We start from the raw sequence: 24,701 nt of genomic DNA on the forward strand, positions 1-24,701 counted from the left end.
CGCGCCCGATCGCGCGTGCGACATCATCGGACGCACGGCGTTCGCACCCTTCATCACACCATCACAGAACACTCGACATGGCCCAATACGTCTTCACCATGAACCGCGTCGGCAAGATCGTCCCGCCGAAGCGTCAGATCCTGAAAGACATCTCCCTCTCGTTCTTCCCCGGCGCGAAGATCGGCCTGCTCGGTCTGAACGGTTCCGGCAAGTCGACGCTCATCAGGATCATGGCCGGCGTCGACAAGGACATCGAAGGCGACGCCACGCCGATGCCGAACCTGAACATCGGTTATCTGCCGCAGGAGCCGCAACTGGATCCGCAGCAGACCGTGCGTGAGGCCGTCGAGGAAGGTCTCGGCGATGTCTTCCAGGCGCAAAAGAAACTCGACGAAATCTACGCCGCCTACGCCGAACCCGACGCCGACTTCGACAAGCTCGCCGCCGAACAGGCGAAGTACGAAGCCATCCTCTCCACGAGCGATGGCGGCAGCCCCGAGCAGCAACTCGAAGTCGCCGCCGACGCGCTGCGCCTGCCCGCGTGGGACGCGAAAATCGAACATCTGTCGGGTGGCGAAAAACGCCGCGTCGCGCTGTGCAAGCTGCTGCTGCAAAAGCCCGACATGCTGCTGCTCGACGAGCCGACCAACCACCTCGACGCCGAATCCGTCGAATGGCTCGAACAGTTCCTGACGCGCTATCCGGGCACCGTCGTCGCCGTGACGCACGATCGCTACTTCCTCGATAACGCCGCCGAATGGATTCTCGAACTCGACCGCGGCCACGGCATTCCGTGGAAGGGCAATTATTCGAGCTGGCTCGACCAGAAGGAAGACCGCCTGAAGCAGGAAGAATCGAGCGAATCCGCGCGCCAGAAAGCGATCAAGAAAGAACTCGAATGGGTGCGCCAGAACCCGAAGGGCCGTCAGGCTAAATCGAAGGCGCGTATCGCGCGCTTCGAGGAGCTCAACAGCCAGGAATATCAGAAGCGCAATGAAACGCAGGAAATCTTCATTCCGGTCGGCGATCGGCTGGGCAATGAGGTCATCGAGTTCAAGAACGTCAGCAAAGCCTATGGCGATCGTCTGCTCATCGACAATCTCAGCATGAAGATTCCGGCGGGCGCGATCGTCGGCATCATAGGGCCGAACGGCGCCGGCAAGTCGACACTCTTCCGCATGCTGACCGGCAAGGAACAGCCGGATTCGGGCGAAATCGTCAAGGGACCGACTGTCAAGCTCGCCTATGTCGATCAGAGCCGCGACGCGCTCGCCGCCGACAAGACCGTGTTCGAGGAAATCTCCGGCGGCGCCGATGTGCTCACGGTCGGCAAGTACGAAACGCCGTCGCGCGCGTATATCGGCCGCTTCAACTTCAAGGGCAGCGATCAGCAAAAACTCGTCGGCAATCTGTCTGGCGGCGAGCGCGGGCGTCTGCATCTGGCGAAGACGCTCATCGCGGGTGGCAACATGCTGCTGCTCGACGAACCGTCGAACGATCTCGACGTCGAAACGCTGCGCGCGCTCGAAGACGCGCTGCTCGAATTCGCCGGCTCCGTGATGGTGATTTCGCACGATCGCTGGTTCCTGGACCGCATCGCGACGCATATCCTCGCGTTCGAAGGCGATTCACACGTCGAGTTCTTCGACGGCAACTATCAGGAATACGAGGCCGATAAGCGCAAGCGTCTCGGCGAAGAAGCCGCGAAGCCGAAGCGCCTGCGCTACAAGCCGATCACGCGCTGAACACGGCAAAACGTCTGATGATAAACAGCGCGCGTCTATGCGGGCACGCGCACCGACTTCAGGCATAAAAGTGGCGACTGTGTAGGACGCAGTCGCCACTTTCTTTTTCGAGCGGCGCTTTTCAATGGCCGACACCGGAGACACACGCAGATGGCGGGATCGAGCGCGAGGCGGGGGGCGCTTTGGGCAATCGGCATCTTCGTGGCGCTCGTCGTCGTGGCTGTCGGTGGCTGGCTGTTTGTCGTGCATCAGATGAAAGAGCGCATCGTCGAGACGCTTGGCCCGAACGGTTCGGTCGAAGAAATCGATGTCGGCTTCGGTCACGTGACGCTCTCGCGCGTGCGTCTGCGCGGCCCGAAAGACTGGCCCGCTAGCGACGCCATGCGCGCCGAGCGCATCGTGCTCGACGTCGACATGCGCTCGCTCATCTCCCGACCGATTCATCTGCGCAGCGTGAGCGTCGATAACTACTATCTGTCGATCGTGCGCTCCGCCGATGGCGGCGTACGCATCCTGCCCGGACTCAAGGAAACCGCGCGCGAAGCCGACGCGACGCCCGACAGCAAGGCGCGCCAGGAGCACGCGCAGGAAGAAAAGCTGATCGATCGCGTGTCGTTCGAACGCGGTTCGATGGAGTTCTTCGACGGCTCCGTGCAGGAGCCGCCGTATCGCGTGCTGATCGGCGATGCGCGCGCGACCGTCGATCACATTCATCTGCCCGCTCTCACCGACCGCACCGACCTCTCGATGACCGGTTCGATCAAGGGTCCGTCGCACACCGGCAATGTGACGTGGGGCGGCTGGATGATCATCGCGAACAAGGATTCGCAGACGCGCGTGACGCTGCACAACGTCGACGTCGCGACGCTCGATCCGTATCTGCTCAAGAAAGCGGGCGCGAAGGCGGCGGTGACGGGCGGCACCATCGACCTGACGATCGACGCAACGGTGAAGGATTACCGCATCCACGCGCCCGGCACGCTCACGCTGAATCATCTTCAGATCAGCGATACCGGCAATGCGCTCGACACCTTTCTCTCGATTCCGACAAAGGCCGCGATCGCCGCGCTGAAGGACCGCAAGCAGCAGATCAAGCTCGATTTCGTGCTCGAAGGCGATCTGCGCGATCCGAAGTTTTCGCTGAGCGAAAGTCTGTCGAAGAAACTCGCGGCGGGCTTCGCGAAGGCGCTCGGCGTGAGCGCTGAAGGCGTCGCGCGAGGCGCGGGCGATACGGTGCGGGGAATCGGCAACGCGCTGAAGAATCTGCTGGGGCAGTAGCGCGTTGCCTTCGTGCGTTCAGAACGGCAGGTCGAGCGCGCGCAGCTTCGTTTCGGTGTCCGCGGCGCCGGTGTAGTGAACGCCGTGCCAGCCGAGCGCGGACGCAGCTTGCGCGTTCTTCAGATTGTCGTCGATGAATACGAGCTCGTTCGGCTGAATGCCCGGCAACTGCTTTTCGATTTCCGCGCGCATCAGAGCGAAAATCCGCGCATCGGGCTTCACCAGTCCGACACGCCCCGAGACAACGACCTCCCGAAACTTGCGCAGCACGTCAAAACGCTCCCACGCGTACGGAAAGGTCTCCGCCGACCAGTTCGTCAGGCCGAAGAGCGGCACGCCCGCTGCCTCCAGCCGCTCGACGAGTGCGACGCCCTCTTCCAGCACGCCCGACACCATCTCCGGCCAGCGCGCATAGAACGCGCGGATCAGCGCTTCGTGACCGGGATGGAGCGCGATCAGTTCGGCGGTGCCTTCCTCGATCGTCTGCCCGCCGTCCTGCTGCACGACCCACTCCATCTTGCAGACGTTGTCGAGAAACCAGCGTCGCTCGGTCTCGTCCGGAATCAGTTGTTTGTAGAGATACTCGCGATTCCAGTCGATCAGCACGCCGCCGAAATCGAACACGACTGCCTTGATGGTCATCTTGCCGCGCTCCGTTGAGTCAAATCGCCTTCGTCCGTTCTTCGAGCCACGCCAGCGCCTTCCCCGACACATGCGGCGACACGCGCGAGCGCACCGTCTCGTGATAGGCGTTGAGCCACGCGCGCTCGTCGTCGCGCAACAGCGACAAGTCGATGCAGCGCGTATCGATCGGGCACAGCGTCAGCGTTTCGAATTCGAGGAAATCGCCGAACTCGGTCTTTTCCGCGGCCTGGTTCATCACGAGATTCTCGATGCGGATGCCCCACTTGCCCGGCCGATAAATGCCCGGCTCGATGGATGTGATCATGCCCTCTTCCATCGCCGTCCACGGTTCGGCGGGCGCGTAGTGCGAGATCACCTGCGGGCCTTCGTGCACGTTCAGGAAGTAGCCGACGCCATGCCCCGTGCCATGCCCGTAGTCCGCGCCCGCTTCCCAGATCGGCGCGCGTGCGATCGAATCGAGCATCGGCGAGCGGATGCCGCGCGGGAAGCGCGCGCGCGAAAGCGCCATCGTGCCCTTCAGCACGACGGTGAAATCGCGCTTGTGCTCGGCGTTGATCTCGCCGATCGGAACGACCCGCGTGATGTCCGTCGTGCCGCTCAGATACTGTCCGCCTGAGTCGATCAGCAGCAGGCCGTTGCCTTCGATCACTGCATGCGACGCCTCGGTCGCGCGGTAATGCGGCATCGCGCCGTTGGCGTTGAAGCCCGCGATCGTGCCGAAGCTCAAGGTGACGAAACCCGGCCGGCGTGCGCGCGCGGCGGTCAGTTTCTCGTCGATGGTCAGTTCCGTGATGCGCTCACGGCCGAGCGCGTCTTCGAACCACGCAAAGAATTCGGCGAGCGCGGCGCCGTCCTGCTCCATAGTGGCGCGGATATGTTGTGCTTCCGCGGCGGTCTTGCGCGACTTGGCAAAGGTCGACGGATTCACCGCCTCGACAATCGTGACCGCCGCGGGCACTTTCTCCAGCAGGCCGTGCGTGATGCGGCGCGGATCGATCAGGAGCGTCGAACCCGCCGCCAATGACGCGAGCGCCTCGGGCGCGGCGGCGTATGGCGCGACGCGCACGTTGTCGCGCGCGAGCGACTCGACGAGCGCAGCCGGAACCTTGCCGTCGGCGACGAAGATCGTCGCGTCATCGAGCCCGATGAGCGCGTGCGCCACGAAGACCGGGTTGTAACTCACGTCGCCGCCGCGCAGGTTGAAGATCCACGCGAGATCGTCGAGCGTGGAAACGAAGTGCCACTGCGCGCCTTTCGCGCGCATCGTCTCGCGCACTTGCTCAAGTTTGTCCGCCCGCGCGACGCTCGCATGCGGCGCGGCGTGTTCGTAGACGGGCGACTCCGGCAAGCCGGGACGCGCGGGCCACACCGAATCCAGCAAATCGAGATCCGTGCGCAGCACGATGCCGCGCGCCGTGAGCGCATCGGACAATGCACGCGCCGCCGCGACGCCGAGCACCGCGCCGTCGGCCGCGACGGTCGTGCCCGACGGCACGTTTTGCGCGAGCCAGTCGATGTGCGGCGCGGTCTGCTGGCCACCCATCATCTTCATGAGCACGATGCCGGTGCCCGCGAGTTGCGCTTCGGCCTGCGTCCAGTAACGGCTGTCGACCCAGACGCCCGCGAAATCCGCCGTCACCACGAGCGTGCCCACCGAACCGGTGAAGCCCGAAAGCCATTGACGCCCTTGCCAGCGTTCCGGCAGATACTCGGAGAGATGCGGGTCCGCGGACGGAATGAGCACGGCGGCGAGCTTTTCGAGCGCCATCTGGCCGCGCAACGACTCGATGCGCCGCGCGAACATGGCGGGCTCTGGAATGGCGGAATCTGCAATGCGATCGTTCATGAAGTCACCTGCTTGAAAGCCCGCGTGGGGCGCGAAGAGCAAGACTCGCGGTGAGGATCACCCACCGCGCTGTCGGAAAAGAGTTCAGCGGCGCGCCGCCAGCCCGACCGTCGTCGTCACGACGACGAGCGCGAAGACCGCGCACGCCAGCCATTCGAGCGTATCGCCGTCGTGATAAACATCGACGATATTGCCGAGCATGCGCGCGACGACCGTCGCCAGTATGCCAGCGCCGATGGCCGTCCAGATGCGTCCCGCCGGCGCGCGCGCGACGCGTCCCGCACGCCGCAACGGATGCAGCCACCAGCCTGCGGCGCCGATGACCGCGCCGAGAAAAATCAGTCCGATCCAGCCCATCAGCGCGAGCGCTCCGTCGACATCAAATGATAGCGGCTGAGTTTAGGGGGACGGGTTGTCGATGGCAAGAATATCGGCCCGGCGACATACGCCATGGCTTTTTTTTCGAGATAAACCGCGTGATTATCTCGCGGCTTTGTCTGAGATTAATTCGTTTCGTTCGATGCTAGACTCAAAGTCCGCTGCCCGAATAACACGATGCTTGTTTCCGGGCATCTGCGTGTCTTTTTGCACTGTTTCACCCAGCTTGATATACATGAGCGATACCAGTCAGATCTCACTCCGAGGCGTCGAATTCGTTGTCACATATCGTGGCGCGAGTCAGGAGCGACGCGAAAACCTGCTCGGCACGCTCCGCTATCTCGATCGGACATATTCGGATTTCACCGTCTGGCTGATCGAGGCGGATGCGAGCCCGACCTTCTCCTGGCAACAACTGTCCGATCCGAAGATCCGTCATGTCTTCGTGCATGACACGGGGCGGTTTTCGCGCGCCCGCCTCGCCAATCTGGGCGCACGCATGTGCACGAGCCGAGTCATCTGTTTTCAAGATATCGACATGATCGCCAATCCGAGATACATGAAAGCGGCGATCGACTCATTGATGGACACGAATAACAGCGACGCGGTGTGCCCGTTCATTCGGGTGGTGAATACCGCGGGCGAACTTCGCCGCTCGTTTATCGAGTCCGGCAATTATGACGAACTCGCGCCCTTTGCATCGTGCGACGAAGCCGATCTGCCACCCGATATGAACCTGCTCTATGCGAACACCTCCGGAGCGCTGAACGTCTTCCTTCGCTCGGAATTCATTCGCATCGGCGGGTTCGATCCCGTCTTCGAAGGTTGGGGCGGCGAGGACGATGACCTGCTGCTGCGCGCTACCCGCCTGGGTGTCCGATGGCATATGCTTTCGGGCACGGATGCACTGCTGTTCCACATGCATCACGACACCGCCCTCCGCGCCGAGTGGTACAACCGGCCTGAGGTGGAGGCGAATCGCAAGAAAGGATTCGAATGCGGCGAAATACCACTCCCTCAGGTAGAGAGTCGGGCAGCGGCGCTGGCGAAGTACTTCAAATGACCGTGGAGCCCGTTGCGGTGGGCCTTCGACGCCCGTTCGGCGTGCTCGGAAAGCTGCTCGCGCCCCAAATGCCGCCTATAAATGAAGAAATACGCAAAAGGCTATAATATTGGGCTATCTGAAAGGCCATCGGCTTAGGCCCAAAGCATCAGCCCAAAACAATGCAGCTCCTCACGATCGGAATCAACCACCACACTGCGCCTGTCGCCCTGCGCGAACGCGTGGCGTTTCCGCTCGAACAGCTCAAACCCGCGCTGGGCGCGCTGAAGGATGTCTGGCTGGGCCCGCTCGCGAAGGCATCGCCTGAAGCGGCCATCCTTTCGACCTGCAACCGCACCGAGCTCTACTGCGCCACGGACAACTCCGCCGCCCGCGAAGCCGCGCTTCAGTGGCTCTCCAAGTACCACAACATCCCCGTTCCCGATCTTGCGCCGCATGTCTATGCGTTGCCGCAGTCGGAAGCCGTGCGCCACGCGTTCCGCGTCGCCTCGGGGCTGGACTCGATGGTGCTCGGCGAAACGCAAATCGTCGGACAAATGAAGGATGCCGTGCGTACGGCGTCCGAAGCCGGCGCGCTCGGCACGTATCTGAACCAGTTGTTCCAGCGCACCTTCGCCGTCGCGAAGGAAGTACGCACGACGACCGAAATCGGCGCGCAGTCGGTGTCGATGGCCGCCGCCGCCGTGCGTCTCGCGCAGCGCATCTTCGAGAACATTTCGAGCCAGCGCGTGCTGTTCATCGGCGCGGGCGAAATGATCGAGCTCTGCGCGACGCACTTTGCTGCGCAGAATCCGCGCGAACTGGTCGTCGCGAACCGCACGGCCGAGCGCGGCGAAAAGCTTGCGAGCCGCTTCAACGGCCGCGCGATTCCGCTCTCCGAACTGCCCGCGCGCATGCACGAGTTCGACATCATCGTGTCGTGCACGGCCTCGACGCTGCCGATCATCGGTCTCGGCGCGGTCGAACGTGCGGTGCGCGCGCGCCGCCATCGCCCGATCTTCATGGTCGATCTCGCCGTGCCGCGCGACATCGAGCCTGAAGCCGGCAATCTGCACGATGTCTTCCTGTACACCGTCGACGATCTCGGCGCGATCGTGCGTGAAGGCAACGCGTCGCGTCAGGCCGCGGTCGCGCAGGCGGAAGCGATCATCGAGACGCGCGTCGCGAATTTCATGCAGTGGCTCGATGCGCGCAGCATCGTGCCCGTCATCCGCCACATGCACACGCAGGCGGACACGCTGCGCCGCGCCGAAGTCGAGCGCGCGCGCAAGATGCTCGCGCGCGGCGACGATCCGGCCGCCGTGCTCGAAGCGCTGTCGCAATCGCTCACGAACAAGCTGATTCACGGCCCGACACACGCGCTCAACCGCGCGAGCCGCGAAGAGCGCAGCCAGCTCATCGACCTGATGAGCGGTTTCTATCGACACGGCTCGTCGTCCGATTCGTCGGAACGTTAGCGGCCTTCTCTTTGCTATTCTCAAATGCCCCGCGCGGCTAGCGTGGCGGCTCCCTGATCGCAGTATTTCCTGGCGCTGACCGCGCCGATTCCGCCCGATGAAAACGAGCATGCAAAGCAAGCTCGACCAGCTTGCAAAACGGCAGGTCGATCTCAACGAACTGTTGAGCCGCGAAGACGTGACAGCCGATATGGACCAGTATCGGAAACTGACGCGGGAGCACGCGGAAATCAGCCCGATCGTCGATCAATACGCACTCTGGCGTCAGGCGCTGACCGACGAAGCCACCGCGCAGGAACTGCTCTCCGATCCGTCGATGCGCGATTTCGCCGAAGAAGAGATCGGCGAGGCGCGCGAGCGCATGGTGAAGATCGAAGGCGATTTGCAGACGATGCTCTTGCCGAAAGATCCGAACGACGACCGCAACATCTTCATCGAAATCCGCGCGGGCACCGGCGGCGACGAATCCGCGCTGTTCGCGGGCGATCTGCTGCGCATGTATCTGCGTTACGCGGAACGCAACCGCTGGACCGCCGAGACGATGTCCGAGAGCGTGTCTGATCTCGGCGGCTACAAGGAAGTGATCGTGCGGATCGCGGGACAAAGCGCGTATTCGCGGCTCAAGTTCGAATCGGGCGGGCATCGCGTGCAACGCGTGCCGGCGACCGAAACGCAGGGACGCATCCATACGTCGGCGTGTACGGTCGCGGTGATGCCGGAAGCCGATGAAATCAGCGAAGTCGTGATCAATCCGGCGGATTTGCGCATCGACACGTTTCGCGCGTCGGGCGCGGGCGGCCAGCACATCAACAAGACGGATTCCGCCGTGCGCGTGACGCACTTGCCGACGGGCATCGTCGTCGAATGTCAGGACGACCGCTCGCAGCACAAGAACAAGGATCGCGCGCTGAAAGTGCTCGCCGCGCGCATCAAGGACAAGCAGTATCACGAGCAGCACGCTAAGGAAGCCGCGACGCGCAAGAGTCTGATCGGCTCGGGCGACCGCTCGGAGCGCATCCGCACGTACAACTTCCCGCAAGGGCGCATGACGGATCACCGCATCAATCTGACGCTCTACAAGCTCGAATACATCATGGACGGCGATCTCGACGAGATGATCGCCTCGCTGGTTTCCGAGCATCAGGCCGAGCTGCTTGCCGCGCTCGGTGAAACCGAGTGAGCACCGCGGCCGACTTGCTGCGCACTGCCGGACTGCCGCAACTCGAAGCGCGCATCCTGCTGATGCATGTGCTCGGCTGGCGGCGCACGGAACTCATCACGCGCGATGGCGAAGCGCTCGAGCACGATGCCATCGCGCGTTTCGAAGCGCTCGCGGCGCGTCGCCTGAACGGCGAACCCATCGCGCAACTGACCGGCAAGCGCGAATTCTTCGGCCTCGAATTCGACGTGACACCGGACGTGCTGATTCCGCGCCCGGAAACCGAATTGCTCGTGGAACTCGCACTCGAAGCCATCGCCGATACGCCGAACGCGCGCGTGCTCGATCTCGGCACGGGAACGGGCGCAATCGCGATCTCGCTCGCTCACGCGCGGCCCGATGCGCGCGTGTGGGCGGTCGATCGCTCGAACGCGGCGCTCGATGTCGCACGCGGCAATGCGCGCGCGCTGCTCGATGCGGCACGCGCGGGCGGCCCGGTCTCATTCGTTCAAAGCGACTGGACGGGCAACGTCGACCCATCGTTGCTGTTCGAAGCGATCGTCAGCAATCCGCCTTATATCGCGAGCGACGATCCGCATCTCGAACAAGGCGACTTGCGCTTCGAACCGCGCGGCGCGCTCACCGACGACGCCGACGGCTTGTCCGCGATCCGCACGATCATCGGGAACGCGCCGTTTCTGCTGGCGAATCGCGGCGCGCTGTGGCTCGAACACGGCTACGATCAGGCCGATGACGTGCGTGCGCTGCTCAAGGCGCGCGGCTTCACCGACGTGCGCTCGATGCGCGATCTCGCGGGCATCGAACGCTGCTCCGGCGGACTTTTCACGGCTTGAGCGCCGGGCCGCGATCAGCCCGCGAAACCGAAATCCGCTATCATTTCAACCATCAATCCACCGACTTCAAGCGCAGGAACGCCATGGACACGCAAGAACGCATCAAGCAGATCGTCGATCAGAACCCGGTCGTCCTCTTCATGAAGGGCACCGCGCAATTCCCGATGTGCGGTTTCTCCGGCCGCGCCATTCAAGTGCTCAAGGCATGCGGCGTCGATCAGATCAAGACCGTGAACGTCCTCGAAGACGATGAGGTTCGCCAAGGCATCAAGCAATTCTCCAACTGGCCGACCATTCCGCAGCTTTACGTGAACGGCGAGTTCATCGGCGGTTCGGACATCATGATGGAGATGTATCAGTCGGGCGAACTGCAACAGCTTTTCGCCGCCGCCTGAGTTCTTTGCAAGTGAGCGCGCCCGCTGCCGCAACGCGACGGCTCATCGTCGCGATAACCGGTGCAACGGGCGCCATCTACGGCGTACGTCTGCTCGAGACGCTCCGCCGGCTGGGCGGCGTAGAGACGCATCTGCTCGTTTCCAGCGCCGGCTGGCTGAATATTCAGCACGAGCTCGATCTCGACAAAGCCACCGTCCACGCGCTGGCCGATGTCGTCCACAGCGTGCGCGACGTCGGCGCGAGCATCGCCTCGGGTTCCTTCGCGACCGACGGCATGGTCGTCGCGCCCTGCTCGATGCGCACGCTGGCCAGCATCGCGCACGGTCTCTCCGACAATCTCATCACCCGCGCCGCCGACGTCGTGTTGAAGGAGCGCCGCCGCCTCGTGCTGCTCGTGCGCGAAACGCCGCTCAATCTCGCGCATCTGCGCAACATGACGGCCGTCACCGAAATGGGCGGCGTGATCTTCCCGCCGCTGCCCGCGTTCTATCAGAAGCCTGCGACCATCGACGACATGGTCGATCACACGGTCGCGCGTGTCATCGATCTGTTTGGCCTTGCGCAGCCTGTCGCGTCCGCCTGGCAAGGACTTCGCGGCGAAACCGACTGACGTCCTTGAGATTGACAACAACGGCGACACAATTCGTTGCCGCCTGCGCTGTTTATCAACCCGGATCGCGGCCCTACATTCATGGGAATCCCACAGGAATTCTTGCCGCCATGAGCCGACTGCCCACCGTTTTCATTTCCCACGGCGCACCGACATTGCCGATCGACCCGTCGATGCCGTCCGCCGAATTCGCCTCGCTCGCACAAACGCTGCCGCGTCCGCGCGCCATTCTGATGTTGTCCGCGCATTGGGGCACGGCGCAACCTGTGGCGAGCACCGCCGAGCGGCCTGAGACGATCCACGATTTCTACGGGTTTCCGCGCGCACTCTACGAACTGCGTTATCCGGCGCCCGGCGCACCCGATCTGGCGAAGCGCGCCGCCGCCTTGCTCGGAAAACAGGATATTCCCGCCGCGACGACCGATCACGGCCTCGATCACGGCGCGTGGGTGCCGTTGCTGCTGATGTTCCCCGACGCCGATGTGCCCGTCGCCCAGCTATCGATCCAGCCGAGGCTCGACGCCGCGCATCATTTCCGCATCGGCCGGGCGCTGCGCGATCTGCGCGATGACGGCGTGATGATCGTTGGTTCCGGGCAGATCACGCACAATCTGCGCATGGCCGATTTCAGCGCGCGGCCCGAAGACGCCGATCCGCGCGTGACTGAATTCACCGACTGGTTCGAGGACCGCATGGCCGAACGCGACATCGACGCCCTGCTCGGCTATCGCGCCCGCGCGCCGCACGCCGCGCTGATGCATCCGACCGACGAGCATCTGCTGCCGGTCTTCAGCGCGCTCGGCGCAGCGGCGGATGATTATCGGCTGGGCATTCAGTCGCTCGGCACGTTCCAGCGCGCGCTCGCCATGACGAACTACGTTTTTGCGGACGATTGACGCCGACGCCGCGCTGAAAATAAAAAGCCCGCCTGATCGCTCAGGCGGGCTTCGTCGTGAAGCGGAACAACTCACGCGCCGACGTCGTGAAGAATGTCGTCGCGGCTTTCGCGCTCGTCGAGGTACGCCGTGCGATAACCCGTGTGCACGCCCCAGTAATAGAAAATCAGCGCCAGCACGGCTACCGCGGCCATGTCCCAGCCGTACGGAAGCAATCCGCTACCGCCAAAGTCCTTGCTGCCGATCAGCGACATCACCGCCATCGACGGCAGATAGGTCACGAGCCACCACGCCGCCTTGAGATCGCGGCCCCAGCCCGCAAAGCCCGTCTTGCTTTGAAAGTAGAAATAGACCGGCAGCGCGACGACCATCAGCAGAATGATCTCGCCGGTCAGCGGCCATTTCGCCCAGAACAGCACGAGCGACGCGCAAACGAACGCGAACGGCGCGATCACGCACATCAGCGGCAACTTGAGCGGACGATCGAGATCGGAGGCCGAGCGGCGCAGCGCCATCAGGCTGACGGGACCGGTGAGATACGAGATCACCGTGGCGACCGAAATCACCGCCGCGAGCGAACTCCAGCCACGGAAGAAAAACAGGAACACGAACGCGACGCACAGGTTGAACCACATCGCCGGACGCGGCACGCCGTAGAACGGATGCACGACGCCGAAGATCTTCGGCATCGTATTGTTACGCTGCATCGCGTAGATCATGCGGGTGGTCGTCGCCATGTAGGTCGTGCCGGTGCCGCTCGGGCTGACGAACGCATCGACGTAAAGCAGGATCGCGAGCCAGTTCAGATTCAGCGCGAGCGCCAGTTCCGCGAACGGCGACGCGAAGTTGAAATGCGACCAGCCCTTCATCACGTCCGCCGGATTCACCGCGCCGATATACGCGACCTGCAGCAGCACGTAGATCACGAGCGCAAGCAAGATCGAGCCGATCACGGCGAACGGCACGCTGCGCGACGGGTTCCGCGCCTCGCCGGCGAGGTTGATCGGGCTCTGGAAGCCGTTGAAACTGAAGACGATGCCGCTCGTCGCCACCGCCGTCAGCACGGCCGGCCAGCCGTACGGCGCGAAATCGGACGTGGTGCCGAAGTTCTCCGCATGGAAGCCGGTGTAGACGAGGCCGGCGATCGTCGCGCCAGGAATCAGGAACTTGAAGATCGTGATCGCGGAATTGGCCCGCGCGAACACTTTCACGCCCCAGTAGTTCAGCATGAAGTAGACGATCACCAGCAGCGCCGAGAGCGCGATGCCCATCGGCGTAAGCGACTCGTTGACGAACAGCGCGTGCGCCCAGTCATACGGCCAGGTGCTCATGTATTGAATCGACGCTTCAGCTTCGATGGGAATCACCGAAACGATCGCGATCCAGTTGGCCCACGCGCTGATGAAACCGACCAGCGCGCCGTGCGAGTAGCGCGCGTAGCGCACCATGCCGCCGGATTCGGGGAACATCGCGCCGAGTTCGGCATAGGTCAGTGCGATCGCCAGAATGACGACCGCGCCGATCACCCATGCGACGATCGCAGCCGGCCCGGCGATCTTGGCAGCCTTCCACGCGCCAAACAGCCAGCCCGACCCGATGATGGATCCGAGGCCGGTCAGCATCAGGGCCATCGGCCCGATATTTCTTTGTATCGAACTCTTCAAACTCTCTCTCCAGTGTCTCGCGCCACGCGCGCATCGCCACGAAACGCGGTCATTTTTTCGACCTCGCGACGATGCCGGTGCAACTGTTAAGTCGGCGCGTAGCTTACCGGTTGCACCTTTCGTTTGCAGTGCATGCTGAGAAAAAGTTCGCCCCAATTTGGGGTTTTTGTAGGCTGATCGCTACCGAAATTGCAAGTCTTGTAAATTTTGCTTACGTATCTCGAAAAAATCCCTTCGGAGTTGTCGGATATTAATTGACCCAGAAATCGTTTCGCCGTATAAAGCTTCTTGCAGGATTTCAAGTGGCGAGTGAATTGGTCTTTTCGAGTTCGCCATCACGGTACTCCGGTTGGTCCCATTGCCCCTTCCTTGATTTTCCGCACCCTTGGGCTTCGGCCTTATTCATCAATTTTTTGGAATACGTAACATGGAAACCGGTACCGTCAAGTGGTTCAATGACGCAAAGGGCTTTGGCTTCATCACTCCGGATGGCGGCGGCGAAGATCTGTTCGCGCACTTCTCGGAAATCCGCATCGAAGGCTTCAAGACGCTTCAGGAAAACCAAAAGGTTTCCTACGAAGTGAAGACTGGCCCGAAGGGCAAGCAAGCAGCAAACATCAAGCCGGTCTAAGACCCGCTACGATTTATGCAAAAAACCCCGCCTCGGCGGGGTTTTTCTTTTTTCTGGCGCGCGCAGAGTACGCGGGCGTCACGCGAAAACGCGTTGGGCGTAGATCCCGAGTCCCTTCGCCACGCTGGCGAGGCGATCGCCGAACACCGGCTGCGCAGCGGGAAACGCCGCCGACAGCGCCTCCGACAGGAATCGCAGCCCCGTCGTCCCGCCCGTGAAATAGACTGCGTCGACGTCTTCAGGCGCCACGCCCGCCCGTCTGAGCGTTTCCTGCGCCGCCTCAACGATTCGCCGCGTCTCGTCCGCCCCGGCCGCGATCAGTTGCGCCTCGTCGAAAGCGACGCGCAGCGCTTCTTCCACCTCTTCCATATCGATTTCGGTCGTGCCGCCCGCCGCCACATCGATCTTCGCTTCCTCCGCGTGCGCCGTCAGCGCGTGCCCGAGCCGGCGATCCACGACGCGCATCAGGCGATCGTGATGGCGCGTGTCGGTGTAGAGATGGCGCATCAGTTGCAGCTCGCTCACGCGCTTCGGCGTGTAGACCGTGTTGATCAGATGCCAGGTCGCGAGATCGAAGTACACGGGGCTCGGCAGTTCGCGTCCTTTGGGATCGAGCGCCTGGTAGCCGAGTTCGCGCAGCACGGTCACGAGTTCCACGCGGCGGTCGAAGTCCGTGCCCGCGACATGCACGCCATGATGCGCGAGCACGTCGTCCTTGCGCTCCAGACGATGCGCGCGCTCCGGGCCGACGCGCACGAGTGAAAAGTCCGACGTACCGCCGCCGATATCCGCGACCAGCACGAGCCCTTCTTTTGTCAGGCCCGCTTCGTAATCGAAGGCCGCGGCGATCGGTTCGTACTGGAAATGGATTTCGCGCAAGCCGACCGCGTGCGCGCACGCTTCGAGCTGCTTTTGCGCGAGGTGATCCGCGCGCGGATCGTCGTCGACGAAAAAGACCGGGCGGCCGAGCACCGCGCGGGTGAGCGGTTCGGCGGCGAGCGCCTGCGCCTTTTGCTTCAGATGCTGCAGAAAGAGCGTGATGACGTCGGTGTATTTGATCGCCGAGCCATCGCCGAGATCGGTGCTGTTGTCCGCGAGCGGCGAGCCGAGGATGCTCTTCATCGAACGCATCAGACGGCCGTCGAAGCCGTCGATGTATGCCTCGAGCGCCGCGCGGCCGTAGGACTGGCTGTTCTCGTCGGTGTTGAAGAAGACGGCGGTGGGCAGCGTGGTCGCCTCCCCTTCGACGGGCGCAAGCCGGATCGACAGGCCGTCAGGAAGAGCGACGGCGGAATTCGACGTGCCGAAGTCAATCGCGCAATAAGTCATGGGCATCGGCGGCGTCGCTCAGGGGACGCCGCAATCAAACATGGACGGCGTTTTTAACACGTTCCGGGACGGGCATCAATCGCATTCAAGCCATTTTTAAACCATTGAGGCTATTCAACAAAAGCGGAATGCAACTTGCTCGACAGGCGGCAATTTGTTCATTCTCTTGCGTGCCTGATCTCAGTGAAGCACGCTTCAGTCCCATGAGCGTAACGGAACCCGCCGTGCAACAGGAGAATCGTTTGAGCGACAACGCCGGCGAGCGCCCCGCCATCATCGAAACGGATTTGCCCGGACGCCTCGACCGCCTCCCATGGGGCCGCTTTCACACGCTGATCGTGCTCGCGCTCGGCATCACGTGGTTGCTCGACGGACTCGAAGTGACGCTGGCCGGCGCCGTCGCGAGCGCGCTCAAAACGAGCCCGGCGCTGCAATTCTCCAACGCGGATGTCGGCATCGCGGGCAGCGCGTATATCGCGGGCGCGGTGCTCGGTGCGCTCGGCTTCGGCTGGCTCACGGACCGGCTCGGTCGCCGCAAGCTGTTCTTCATCACGCTGTTTCTTTACGTGGCCGCCACCGCCGCGACCGCGTTCTCGTGGAACCTCGCGACCTTCGTGCTGTTTCGCTTTTTGACGGGCGCGGGCATCGGCGGCGAATACACAGCGATCAACTCGACGATTCAGGAGTTCACTCCGGCCCGCCTGCGCGGCTGGACCGATCTCGCGATCAACGGCACCTTCTGGATCGGCGCGGGCATCGGCGCGGCGGGCTCGATCGTCCTGCTCGATCCCGGCCTGCTCCCGCCCGACTGGGGCTGGCGCGCGTGCTTTCTGATCGGCGCGGCGCTCGGACTCGCGATTCTGCTCATGCGGATGTGGGTGCCGGAAAGCCCGCGCTGGCTCATCACGCACAATCGCGCGGAAGAAGCGAAGCAGATCGTCGAGGATATCGAGGCGCAGTTCCGGCAGCACGGCGTCGCGATTCCGGACACGCCCATCAAACCGCTGCGCCTGCACGCGCGCGAACACACGCGGATGAGCGAAGTCGTACACACGCTTTTCAAGGCGCACCGCAGCCGTTCGCTCGTCGGACTCACGCTGATGACGGCGCAGGCGTTCTTCTACAACGCGATCTTTTTCACGTATGCCCTCGTGCTGACCGACTTTTATCACGTGCCCGGCGATCACATCGGCTGGTACGTGCTGCCGTTTGCGGTGGGCAATTTCCTCGGTCCGGTGCTGCTCGGCAAGCTTTTCGACGTGCTAGGGCGTCGCAGGATGATCGCGTTCACGTATGCGATTTCCGGCGTGCTGCTTACCGTGAGCGGCTGGATGTTCATGGAGGGCATGCTCACCGTGACCGCGCAGACCATCGCGTGGATGGTGATTTTCTTTTTCGCGTCGGCGGCGGCGAGTTCCGCCTATCTGACGGTGAGTGAAACCTTTCCGCTGGAGATTCGCGCGCTCGCCATCGCGGTGTTCTACGCATTCGGCACGGCGCTCGGCGGCATCATCGGGCCGACGCTGTTCGGGCAACTGATCGACACCCATCAGCGCGGCGCCGTGTTCGTGGGCTATCTGATCGGCTCGCTGCTGATGATCGCGGCGGCGGTCGTCGCCGGTATCTGGGGCGTCGCGGCCGAGCGCAAGTCGCTTGAAGATGTCGCTCGCCCGCTCTCGGCCGCGGACGAGCATTGAGCGTTTCGCTTTACTCGAACGCCTTGTCCCAGCCGCCTTCGAAGGCGGTCTCGCTCAGCGTCTTGCGCGCGCGCGGCGCCGCTTCGCGCTCGCGCAGGGCTTCGTCGAGCTGATTGACGTCGCCGTGATGGCCGATCGCGATCATCGCGATGATCTCCACCTCCGACGGAATCGAAAACGCCTGACGGAACGCGTCGCGATCGAAACCGCCCATCTGATGTGTCGCCAGCCCCAGCGCGTGCGCCTGAAGCACGAGCGCCATCGCGGCCGCGCCGGTGTCGTAAGTCGCGGTGCGGTTCGCGTCACCCTTCGGCGTGAGCGTCGACGCCGTCACGCAGACGAGCAGCGGCACGCTCACATTCCACTTCTGATTCGATGGCGCGAGCGTGTCGAACGCGCGCTTGAACGCGGCTTCGTCGCGATGACGGTCGAACGCGATGAAACGCCACGGCTGCAGATTGTTCGACGACGGCGCCCAGCGCGCCGCTTCGAGCAGACGATGCAACTGCGCGCGCTCGATCGGCGCGTTGGAGAAGGCGCGCGGGCTCCAGCGGCCGGCGATCAGTTCGTGGATGTCGACATCGGTTGGAGCCGGCTTCGTGGTCATGTTGATCCTCGTTGGCGTGATGAAAGGCAAACGGCGCGCATCGGCCAGGGATGCGCGCCGTTCAAGGCGACAAGGATAACAAGCGCGCGTGAAGCGCCTCAGGTCGCGGCGACGCCTATCGACCGGTTCGCGCGATTGATGCGCAACACCGTGACCGCCGCCACGAGGCACAGGCCGCCCGAAATCATCGTCGCGACGGTGTAGCTGCCGAGACTCGAGCGCAACATGCCGCCGCCGAGCGCCGCGAATGCCGCGCCCAGTTGATGGCCCGCGACGATCCAGCCGAACACGATCGGCGCCGATTCCTTGCCATAGGCATCGGTGGCGAGGCGCACTGTCGGCGGCACGGTGGCGATCCAGTCGAGACCGTAGAACACGGCAAAAAGCGGCAGGCCGAAGAAATCGATGCCGAACGCGTATGGCAGATAAATCAGCGACAATCCGCGCAGCCCGTAGTACCAGAACAGCAGCACGCGCGCGTTGAAGCGGTCCGAAAGCCAGCCGGAAAGCGTCGTGCCGAAGAGATCGAAGATGCCCATGGCGGCAAGTAGCGTCGCGCCCTGCACCTGCGTCATACCGTAATCGGAACACATCGCGATCAGGTGCGTGCCGACATAACCGTTGGTGCTCGCGCCGCAGACGAAAAAGCTGAAGAACAGCAGCCAGAAATCGCGCGTCTTGCTGGCCGAGGCAAGCGTGGCGAACGCGACCTTGATCGGATTCTTCGGCGGCGACACCGCGGCGGGCGGCAGATCCGCGTGTTCGCCGACGGGACGCAGCGAAAGATCGACGGGACGCTCGGGCAGCAGCCACGCGACGAGCGGCAGCACGACCGCCACCGCCGCCGCGACCACGAACACGACCGGACGCCAGCCGAAGCGCTCGGAAATCGACGCGAGGAGCGGCAGGAAGACGAGCTGGCCGGTTGCGGAGCTGGCGGTGAGAATGCCCATCGCGAGCCCGCGATGGGTGGTGAACCAGCGGTTCACGATCGTCGCCGACAAGGTCAGCGCGGCGACGCCCGTCGCGCTGCCGACCATCACGCCCCAGACGAGCACCATTTGCCACGGCTCGGTCATCATCGACGAGAGGCCGACGCCCGCTGCAAGCGTCGTGATCGCGGCGAGCACGGTCGGGCGCACGCCGAAGCGCTGCATCGCCGCCGCCGCGAACGGGCCGGCGAGACCGTAGAGCGCGAGGTTGATCGAGATGGCGAGCGAAATCGTGCCGCGCGACCAGCCGAACTGCTTTTCGAGCGGCAACATCATGACGCTCGGCGTCGCGCGCGTGCCCGCAGCCGCCAGCAGCACGAAGAACACGACGCCCACCGCAACCCAGCCATAATGTATCCGGCCGTTCAGCCGTCTCGCTACCCAGTTCATCGCTGCTCCGTTTCGTTGATTTCCTGCCTGTGGCGATATGATTCGTTACCGCTCTGTCACATCAGAGTTGCGAGCTTAGTTACCGATCGGTAACATGTCAAGCGTGCAGCAGAATTTTTCGAGGAGCGACTTTGACACGATCATCTGCCGATCAGCCGAAAACCCATGCCCGGCGCAATGTCCGCACCGACGGCGCGACGGCGCAAGAGCAGTTGCTCGATGCGGCGCAGGAATTGTTCTATCGCGACGGCATCCGCGCGATCGGCGTCGATGCCGTCGTGGAGCGCGCGGGCGTCAACAAGATGAGCCTGTACCGGCAGTTCGCGTCGAAGGACGAACTGGTCGTCGCCTATCTGGAGCGCATGGACGAAGGCTTTCGGCGGCGCTTCGAGGCGAGCGTCGCGAAACATCCGGGCGAACCGGCGCGGCAGATGATTCAAGCGCTGGAGGACCTGGTGAAGCGGGCGTCGTCGCCGGACTATCGCGGCTGCCCGTTCCTGAACATCGCGTGCGAATTCGGCGATCCGGCGCATCCCGCGCGGCAATCGGTCGAGCGCAACAAAAGTTACCTGATGACACGCCTAGTCGAGATGTCGACGGCCGCCGGAGCGGATAATCCGGTGGAACTGGCGGAATCGCTCGCGTTGCTGGTCGACGGCATCTATGCAACGAGCCAGACATACGGCCCCGGCTCGGGCCCGCTGCTCGCGGCGCCGCGCATCGCGCGCGTGCTGATCGCCGCGGCGTGCGCCGCGCATCGCAAACAGGATGGTTCATGACTGACAGCAGCACCCGCGACGACGTGATCGCGGCGACTCGACACTGGCTCACCCGCGCGGTGATCGGCCTCAATCTGTGCCCGTTCGCGAAGAGCGTGCATGTCAAAAACCAGATTCGTTATGTGGTGAGCGAGGCGCGCGGCGTGGACGATCTCGTCGTCGAACTGACCGACGAACTGCGTCTGTTGCGCGACACGGACCCCGACGCCATCGACACCACGCTTTTCATCACGCCGCACGCGTTCGCGGATTTCGCCGAATACAACGACGCCCTTTTCTTCGCCGAACGTCTGCTCGACCAACTCGGGCTTGCGGGCGAATTACAGATCGCAAGCTTTCATCCGCACTATCAGTTCGAAGGCACCGCGCCCGACGATATCGACAACTACACGAATCGCGCGCCCTATCCGATCTTTCATCTGTTGCGCGAAGCGAGCATCGATCGCGCCGTCGACGCGTTTCCCGAGGCCTCCGAAATTTACCAACGCAATATCGAAACCCTGCGCCGTCTCGGGCACGACGGCTTCGACGCGTGGTTGAAAGACAAAACCTGATCAGTTCGCAGGCGCGAAGAAGCGCGCGCGCAGTTCGTCCAGTCCGAGCGTTTCGAGCACGTCCGAGAGCCGTTGCGCGGGCCGGCCGCGCGGCAAATCCTTGAATTGCGCGATGATCAGTTCGTTCTTCATCGAGTGCTCCCAGCCGACGAGTTCCGTCACGCTCACCTGATAGCCATACGATTCGAGCTGCAGGCAGCGCAGCACGTTCGTGATCTGGCTCCCAAATTCCCGCGTGTGCAGCGGATGCCGCCACATTTCCGTCAGCACGTTCTTCGAGAGCGAGTGTCCCTTGTTCTTGCGCAGCACCGAGGCCACTTCGGCCTGACAGCACGGCACCACGACGATGTACTTCGCATTCTTCTGCAGAGCGAACTGGATCGCGTCGTCGGTGGCGGTATTGCAGGCGTGCAGCGCTGTGACGATATCGATCGAAGCGGGCAGACGATCCGAATCGATTGATTCGGCCACCGACAGATTCAGGAACGACATCCCTGTAAACCCGAGGCGCTCCGCCAATTCTTCGGATTTTTTTACCAGTTCCTCGCGCGTCTCGATTCCAAAGATGTGTGACCGATCGCGCAGAGTCTTGAAGAAGAGATCGTAGAGAATGAACCCAAGATAGGACTTGCCTGCGCCGTGGTCGACGAGTGATACGGCCCCTTGATGTGCATGCACGTCGGCGAGAAGCGGTTCGATGAACTGATAGAGGTGATACACCTGTTTCAGCTTGCGACGGCTGTCCTGGTTCATCTTGCCGTCGCGCGTGAGGATATGGAGTTCCTTCAGCAGTTCGATCGACTGGCCTGGACGGATATCGTGCTTGGTGGAGGGGTCGGGCGTACCCGGAGCCGGCGCGGGAGACTTCCTGGTCATTGTGAAGGTGTGGTGAATAAAAAATGCGGAGCAGTTCGCGCTGAATGTGCGCTAACCGCTGGTTCTGCCGTCTCAAAAGGGGAAGTTTACCCAAAAGCGCAAAGACGCTCTTGTTTCAGCCACTGGCTCGTCACTTCAGGCGTGACGCCAGAACGGATGGAACGGTTCGTGCATCGTCCGACAATGAGGCCATTGGAAGAGACGACACGGCGTGGCTCGGGCCACGTACCGATCAGCAAGCAGGAGCAACACGCCAGTAACAAGCCGCGCCTCGACACGTCCAACGTCGTCACCCGCGCCAACCTTGTTACGTAACACCTAACGCACAGCGCGGCGAATGCGACTCGCCGGCGCCATGAACATGAGAGGACGGCAATGGATGCGATCCCCGACAAGAAAGCAGAAAAACAGTTTCAGGAGATGCTCGCGGCACTGACCGCGATGCCCGCGTGGAGCGAAAAGCAGCAGCTCGAACTGGAAATGGCTCGAGAGATCTCCGTGGAAATGTTGCGCCTCGCCGAGTCGATGCGCGACGGCTCCACTGACATCGAGAGCTGCCTGACGATGCTGAAATACGCCAAGGTGATGGACTTCGTCCTGACGACGCTCGCCTCACGCCGGGATATCGCGCCGCAAACGCTGCGCGTCATCTTCAAGCTGGCGGGTCTGAAGGTCGATGAGGCCTATCCGGGCTGACGCGGTCATCTTCCCGAAACCGGTGCGCATTCCGGATGCGCGCCGGCGTCAGCTTTTGCGTCTCGTCATCAGGCGCGCCGCGGACTGACGCATGTGCCGCTGCATCGCGGCCTGCGCCTGGATCGCGTCGCGCGCCTCGAGCGCCTCCAGAATCTCCCGATGCTCGCCGAGCGCCGCCGCCCACGTTTCTTCCCCTTCGAAGTGTCCGCGCAGCGTCGATGACAACGGGCTGTGCCGTTCGTCGTACAGGCTGCCGACCGTGCGTACCAGCACGTCGTTGCCGGTCATCTGCGCGATCGCGATGTGAAACGCGCGGTCGGCGCTCATCGGCACCTGCCCGTTCGCGACTTCGCGCGCCATCGTCTCGTACACCGCGCGCAGCGTCTTCAGCTCCTTCGGCTTCGCAAACGGCGCGACGCTCGCCGCGATCGCGCCCTCGATCACGCTGCGCGCGTTCATGATTTCGATCGGGCTTTCGCCCAGTTCCGCTTCGGTTGTCGGCGGCTTGGCGGCCGGCGTCGCGACGATATACACGCCCGAGCCCATGCGAATCTCGACGCGCCCTTCCAGTTCGAGCGCGACCAGCGCCTCGCGCACCGAAGGCCGCGACACGCCGAGCGTCAGCGCGAGTTCGCGCTCTGACGGCAAACGGCCGTTGGGCGCGAAATCCTGCTGTTCGATCAGCCCGCGCAGCTTGTCGGCGATCTGAAGATAGAGGCGGCGCGTTTCGGCTGGTTTCACGCTCACGTGCTGGCTCCTGCTTTTTGTCTCGGGGAAAACGTGGATTGTAATCAGCGGAAGGGCCGACGCACCGCATGGCGGGCATTTGCCGTTCTCAGACCGCTTACAAGTGGCTTGACCAATTCTATTTCAAGACACTAGTATGCAATCCGGTAAGGCCAGGTGGCCGATTTTTTTTGGCCGATCTGGAACCGTTCCCACTCGAATCAGCACCGAGCCGTCGCGACGAGCGGCATGCGCAAACATGAACAATCCAATCCTTCAATTCGGCACGAGCCGGTTTCTGCAGGCGCATGTCGATTTCTTCGTCACCGAAGCGGCGCGGCGCGACCCCTCGAAAGCGCTGGGCAAGATTACCGTCGTACAGACCACCGCCAGCGCCGACAGCCGCGCACGCGTCGACGCGCTGCGCTCGTCGGGCCGCTATCCGGTACGCATCCGCGGCCGTCGCCGGGATGAAACGGTCGATACGACCGTCGAATGCGATTCGATCACCGAAGCGCTGCACGCGAACGATGACTGGCCATTGCTGATCGAGCGCGTGAAGCACGACGTGAAAGTGATCGTCTCGAACACGGCGGACGCGGGCTACGCGCTCTTCGATGAAGACCGCGCCGATCTGCTCGACGGCCTGCACACTCCGCGCGGGTTCACGGCAAAACTCGCGGTCCTGCTCCATGCGCGATATCGGGCGGGCGCCGCGCCGATCACGCTTCTGCCCTGCGAACTGGTTTCGCGCAACGGCGATACGTTGCGCGATCTGGTCATCGGCGTGGCGCGCGGCTGGAATGTCGACGAGGCGTTCATCGGCTATCTGACGAAAGACTGTGTGTGGGTCAACTCGCTCGTCGACCGGATCGTGTCCGAGCCGATCCAGCCGGTCGGCGCGATCGCGGAGCCGTACGCGCTGTGGGCGATCGAGCGCCAGGCCGGCATGGTGCTGCCGTGCGAGCACGAGGACATCGTCGTCACCGACGATCTCGCGCACTACGAACGTCTCAAGCTGCTGATGCTCAATCTGGGCCACACGATGCTCGCGGAAATCTGGCGCACTCGCGACGGCTCACCCGACATGACCGTGCTCGATGCGATGCGCGATCCGGCCTATCGCGAGCCGCTCGAAGCGACTTGGCGGGACGAAGTCCTGCCGGTGTTCGCGGCACTCGGCAAGCACGACATCGCGGCCGACTATCTCGCGAGCGTGCGCGACCGCTTCGAAAACCCGTTTCTCGTGCATCGGCTCGCGGATATCGCGCGCAATCACGACGAGAAAAAGCTGCGCCGCTTTCAGCCGGTCATCGATCTCGCGCGCGAATTGAACCTCGAAATCGAGCAGAAGCGTCTGCACCACGCGCTCAACGCGCGCTGAACACGTTTTCCCTGAATCACGCCTCGCCGCGCCGGCATCGCGGATCCGA

General features: G+C 63.1%; 24 protein-coding genes. 15 read left to right on the top strand and 9 right to left on the bottom strand.

Annotated features, from left to right (window positions below; translation table 11 throughout):
* The first annotated feature begins 77 nt into the window (after nt 1–77).
* Nucleotides 78–1,745, top strand: coding sequence for an energy-dependent translational throttle protein EttA (gene ettA, locus NK8_RS12300; protein ID WP_162066396.1), 1,668 nt, complete (start codon nt 78–80; stop codon nt 1,743–1,745).
* A gap of 150 nt (nt 1,746–1,895) precedes the next feature.
* The gene (locus NK8_RS12305; protein ID WP_213226511.1) at nt 1,896–3,023 is read left to right on the top strand and encodes a DUF748 domain-containing protein; all 1,128 of its coding nucleotides are present in this window, start codon (nt 1,896–1,898) and stop codon (nt 3,021–3,023) included.
* A gap of 18 nt (nt 3,024–3,041) precedes the next feature.
* Here the strand turns inward: NK8_RS12305 and NK8_RS12310 are convergent, their stop codons facing one another.
* From NK8_RS12310 to NK8_RS12320, 3 genes are all read right to left on the bottom strand, one after another.
* Nucleotides 3,042–3,665: an HAD family hydrolase gene (locus NK8_RS12310; protein WP_213226512.1), complete on the bottom strand. Its 624-nt coding sequence runs from the start codon at nt 3,663–3,665 to the stop codon at nt 3,042–3,044.
* A gap of 19 nt (nt 3,666–3,684) precedes the next feature.
* Nucleotides 3,685–5,472: an aminopeptidase P family protein gene (locus tag NK8_RS12315; protein ID WP_225936254.1), complete on the bottom strand. Its 1,788-nt coding sequence runs from the start codon at nt 5,470–5,472 to the stop codon at nt 3,685–3,687.
* Nucleotides 5,473–5,598: 126 nt separating this feature from the next.
* Entirely contained in the window at nt 5,599–5,871 is a 273-nt protein-coding gene (locus NK8_RS12320; protein WP_162066400.1) for a hypothetical protein, read from the bottom strand.
* A 256-nt stretch (nt 5,872–6,127) separates the two neighbouring features.
* Between NK8_RS12320 and NK8_RS12325 the strand changes: the two genes are divergently transcribed.
* The 7 genes from NK8_RS12325 (at nt 6,128) to NK8_RS12355 (ending at nt 12,327) form a co-directional block, all read left to right on the top strand.
* Nucleotides 6,128–6,955, top strand: a complete 828-nt coding sequence (locus NK8_RS12325) for a galactosyltransferase-related protein (protein WP_213226514.1) — start codon at nt 6,128–6,130, stop codon at nt 6,953–6,955.
* A 161-nt stretch (nt 6,956–7,116) separates the two neighbouring features.
* Nucleotides 7,117–8,412, top strand: a complete 1,296-nt coding sequence (gene hemA / locus NK8_RS12330) for a glutamyl-tRNA reductase (RefSeq protein WP_213226515.1) — start codon at nt 7,117–7,119, stop codon at nt 8,410–8,412.
* A gap of 97 nt (nt 8,413–8,509) precedes the next feature.
* Nucleotides 8,510–9,592 (top strand): peptide chain release factor 1, encoded by a 1,083-nt coding sequence (prfA, locus tag NK8_RS12335; RefSeq protein ID WP_162066403.1) that lies wholly within the window; start codon nt 8,510–8,512, stop codon nt 9,590–9,592.
* Nucleotides 9,589–10,425 carry a peptide chain release factor N(5)-glutamine methyltransferase gene (prmC, locus tag NK8_RS12340; RefSeq protein WP_213226516.1) on the top strand — a complete coding sequence of 279 codons (837 nt, stop codon included), beginning with the start codon at nt 9,589–9,591 and terminating at the stop codon, nt 10,423–10,425. The genes prfA and prmC overlap by 4 nt, the downstream gene beginning before the upstream one ends.
* Before the next feature lie 83 nt (nt 10,426–10,508).
* Nucleotides 10,509–10,820: a Grx4 family monothiol glutaredoxin gene (grxD, locus tag NK8_RS12345; protein WP_061179180.1), complete on the top strand. Its 312-nt coding sequence runs from the start codon at nt 10,509–10,511 to the stop codon at nt 10,818–10,820.
* An 11-nt stretch (nt 10,821–10,831) separates the two neighbouring features.
* Nucleotides 10,832–11,431 carry a UbiX family flavin prenyltransferase gene (locus NK8_RS12350; RefSeq protein WP_213226517.1) on the top strand — a complete coding sequence of 200 codons (600 nt, stop codon included), beginning with the start codon at nt 10,832–10,834 and terminating at the stop codon, nt 11,429–11,431.
* Between the two features lie 110 nt (nt 11,432–11,541).
* Nucleotides 11,542–12,327 (top strand): class III extradiol ring-cleavage dioxygenase, encoded by a 786-nt coding sequence (locus tag NK8_RS12355; RefSeq protein ID WP_213226518.1) that lies wholly within the window; start codon nt 11,542–11,544, stop codon nt 12,325–12,327.
* 71 nt (nt 12,328–12,398) lie between these two features.
* Here NK8_RS12355 and NK8_RS12360 read toward each other — a convergent pair whose 3' ends face one another.
* Nucleotides 12,399–13,991 (bottom strand): APC family permease, encoded by a 1,593-nt coding sequence (locus NK8_RS12360; RefSeq protein ID WP_213226519.1) that lies wholly within the window; start codon nt 13,989–13,991, stop codon nt 12,399–12,401.
* 427 nt (nt 13,992–14,418) lie between these two features.
* Here NK8_RS12360 and NK8_RS12365 point away from each other — a divergent pair, with 427 nt between their 5' ends.
* Nucleotides 14,419–14,622, top strand: a complete 204-nt coding sequence (locus NK8_RS12365; protein ID WP_007000074.1) for a cold-shock protein — start codon at nt 14,419–14,421, stop codon at nt 14,620–14,622.
* 78 nt (nt 14,623–14,700) lie between these two features.
* On the opposite strand, the gene NK8_RS12370 is transcribed toward NK8_RS12365, so the two are convergent.
* Nucleotides 14,701–15,951 carry an Hsp70 family protein gene (locus tag NK8_RS12370; protein WP_162066871.1) on the bottom strand — a complete coding sequence of 417 codons (1,251 nt, stop codon included), beginning with the start codon at nt 15,949–15,951 and terminating at the stop codon, nt 14,701–14,703.
* Between the two features lie 203 nt (nt 15,952–16,154).
* On the opposite strand from NK8_RS12370, the gene NK8_RS12375 reads away from it, so the two are divergent.
* Nucleotides 16,155–17,648 carry an MFS transporter gene (locus tag NK8_RS12375; RefSeq protein ID WP_225936168.1) on the top strand — a complete coding sequence of 498 codons (1,494 nt, stop codon included), beginning with the start codon at nt 16,155–16,157 and terminating at the stop codon, nt 17,646–17,648.
* Nucleotides 17,649–17,658: 10 nt separating this feature from the next.
* Here NK8_RS12375 and NK8_RS12380 read toward each other — a convergent pair whose 3' ends face one another.
* Together NK8_RS12380 and NK8_RS12385 are read right to left on the bottom strand one after the other, a co-directional pair.
* Nucleotides 17,659–18,255 (bottom strand): nitroreductase family protein, encoded by a 597-nt coding sequence (locus NK8_RS12380; RefSeq protein WP_213226521.1) that lies wholly within the window; start codon nt 18,253–18,255, stop codon nt 17,659–17,661.
* A gap of 98 nt (nt 18,256–18,353) precedes the next feature.
* Entirely contained in the window at nt 18,354–19,637 is a 1,284-nt protein-coding gene (locus NK8_RS12385) for an MFS transporter (RefSeq protein WP_213226522.1), read from the bottom strand.
* 131 nt (nt 19,638–19,768) lie between these two features.
* On the opposite strand from NK8_RS12385, the gene NK8_RS12390 reads away from it, so the two are divergent.
* Entirely contained in the window at nt 19,769–20,416 is a 648-nt protein-coding gene (locus tag NK8_RS12390) for a TetR/AcrR family transcriptional regulator (protein ID WP_213226523.1), read from the top strand.
* Nucleotides 20,413–20,970 carry a DUF1415 domain-containing protein gene (locus NK8_RS12395; RefSeq protein ID WP_213226524.1) on the top strand — a complete coding sequence of 186 codons (558 nt, stop codon included), beginning with the start codon at nt 20,413–20,415 and terminating at the stop codon, nt 20,968–20,970. Before NK8_RS12390 ends, NK8_RS12395 begins: the two co-directional genes overlap by 4 nt.
* On the opposite strand, the gene NK8_RS12400 is transcribed toward NK8_RS12395, so the two are convergent.
* Complete coding sequence (locus tag NK8_RS12400; protein ID WP_213226525.1) at nt 20,971–21,846, bottom strand: SAM-dependent methyltransferase; 876 nt, start codon at nt 21,844–21,846, stop codon at nt 20,971–20,973. It abuts the gene before it with no gap.
* 375 nt (nt 21,847–22,221) lie between these two features.
* Here NK8_RS12400 and NK8_RS12405 point away from each other — a divergent pair, with 375 nt between their 5' ends.
* On the top strand, nt 22,222–22,542 hold the full coding sequence (locus NK8_RS12405; protein WP_061151036.1) for a hypothetical protein: 321 nt from the start codon (nt 22,222–22,224) through the stop codon (nt 22,540–22,542).
* A 48-nt stretch (nt 22,543–22,590) separates the two neighbouring features.
* Here NK8_RS12405 and NK8_RS12410 read toward each other — a convergent pair whose 3' ends face one another.
* Nucleotides 22,591–23,289: a FadR/GntR family transcriptional regulator gene (locus NK8_RS12410; protein ID WP_213226526.1), complete on the bottom strand. Its 699-nt coding sequence runs from the start codon at nt 23,287–23,289 to the stop codon at nt 22,591–22,593.
* Nucleotides 23,290–23,527: 238 nt separating this feature from the next.
* On the opposite strand from NK8_RS12410, the gene NK8_RS12415 reads away from it, so the two are divergent.
* Nucleotides 23,528–24,652, top strand: a complete 1,125-nt coding sequence (locus tag NK8_RS12415; RefSeq protein ID WP_213226527.1) for a mannitol dehydrogenase family protein — start codon at nt 23,528–23,530, stop codon at nt 24,650–24,652.
* Nucleotides 24,653–24,701 lie beyond the last annotated feature (49 nt).

The sequence above is a fragment of the Caballeronia sp. NK8 genome (assembly GCF_018408855.1).
Classification (GTDB): domain Bacteria; phylum Pseudomonadota; class Gammaproteobacteria; order Burkholderiales; family Burkholderiaceae; genus Caballeronia.

Bases quoted from the DNA above. Each gene is read 5' to 3' on its own strand.
- NK8_RS12385 (WP_213226522.1), bottom strand. From the start codon at position 19,637: ATGAACTGGGTAGCGAGACGGCTGAACGGCCGGATACATTATGGCTGG.
- NK8_RS12365 (WP_007000074.1), top strand. From the start codon at position 14,419: ATGGAAACCGGTACCGTCAAGTGGTTCAATGACGCAAAGGGCTTTGGC.
- NK8_RS12395 (WP_213226524.1), top strand. From the start codon at position 20,413: ATGACTGACAGCAGCACCCGCGACGACGTGATCGCGGCGACTCGACAC.
- ettA (WP_162066396.1), top strand. From the start codon at position 78: ATGGCCCAATACGTCTTCACCATGAACCGCGTCGGCAAGATCGTCCCG.
- NK8_RS12400 (WP_213226525.1), bottom strand. From the start codon at position 21,846: ATGACCAGGAAGTCTCCCGCGCCGGCTCCGGGTACGCCCGACCCCTCC.
- NK8_RS12370 (WP_162066871.1), bottom strand. From the start codon at position 15,951: ATGACTTATTGCGCGATTGACTTCGGCACGTCGAATTCCGCCGTCGCT.
- NK8_RS12375 (WP_225936168.1), top strand. From the start codon at position 16,155: ATGAGCGTAACGGAACCCGCCGTGCAACAGGAGAATCGTTTGAGCGAC.
- NK8_RS12310 (WP_213226512.1), bottom strand. From the start codon at position 3,665: ATGACCATCAAGGCAGTCGTGTTCGATTTCGGCGGCGTGCTGATCGAC.
- NK8_RS12315 (WP_225936254.1), bottom strand. From the start codon at position 5,472: ATGTTCGCGCGGCGCATCGAGTCGTTGCGCGGCCAGATGGCGCTCGAA.
- NK8_RS12305 (WP_213226511.1), top strand. From the start codon at position 1,896: ATGGCGGGATCGAGCGCGAGGCGGGGGGCGCTTTGGGCAATCGGCATC.
- NK8_RS12320 (WP_162066400.1), bottom strand. From the start codon at position 5,871: ATGGGCTGGATCGGACTGATTTTTCTCGGCGCGGTCATCGGCGCCGCA.
- prfA (WP_162066403.1), top strand. From the start codon at position 8,510: ATGAAAACGAGCATGCAAAGCAAGCTCGACCAGCTTGCAAAACGGCAG.
- NK8_RS12380 (WP_213226521.1), bottom strand. From the start codon at position 18,255: ATGACCACGAAGCCGGCTCCAACCGATGTCGACATCCACGAACTGATC.
- hemA (WP_213226515.1), top strand. From the start codon at position 7,117: ATGCAGCTCCTCACGATCGGAATCAACCACCACACTGCGCCTGTCGCC.
- NK8_RS12415 (WP_213226527.1), top strand. From the start codon at position 23,528: ATGAACAATCCAATCCTTCAATTCGGCACGAGCCGGTTTCTGCAGGCG.
- grxD (WP_061179180.1), top strand. From the start codon at position 10,509: ATGGACACGCAAGAACGCATCAAGCAGATCGTCGATCAGAACCCGGTC.
- NK8_RS12325 (WP_213226514.1), top strand. From the start codon at position 6,128: ATGAGCGATACCAGTCAGATCTCACTCCGAGGCGTCGAATTCGTTGTC.
- NK8_RS12405 (WP_061151036.1), top strand. From the start codon at position 22,222: ATGGATGCGATCCCCGACAAGAAAGCAGAAAAACAGTTTCAGGAGATG.
- NK8_RS12355 (WP_213226518.1), top strand. From the start codon at position 11,542: ATGAGCCGACTGCCCACCGTTTTCATTTCCCACGGCGCACCGACATTG.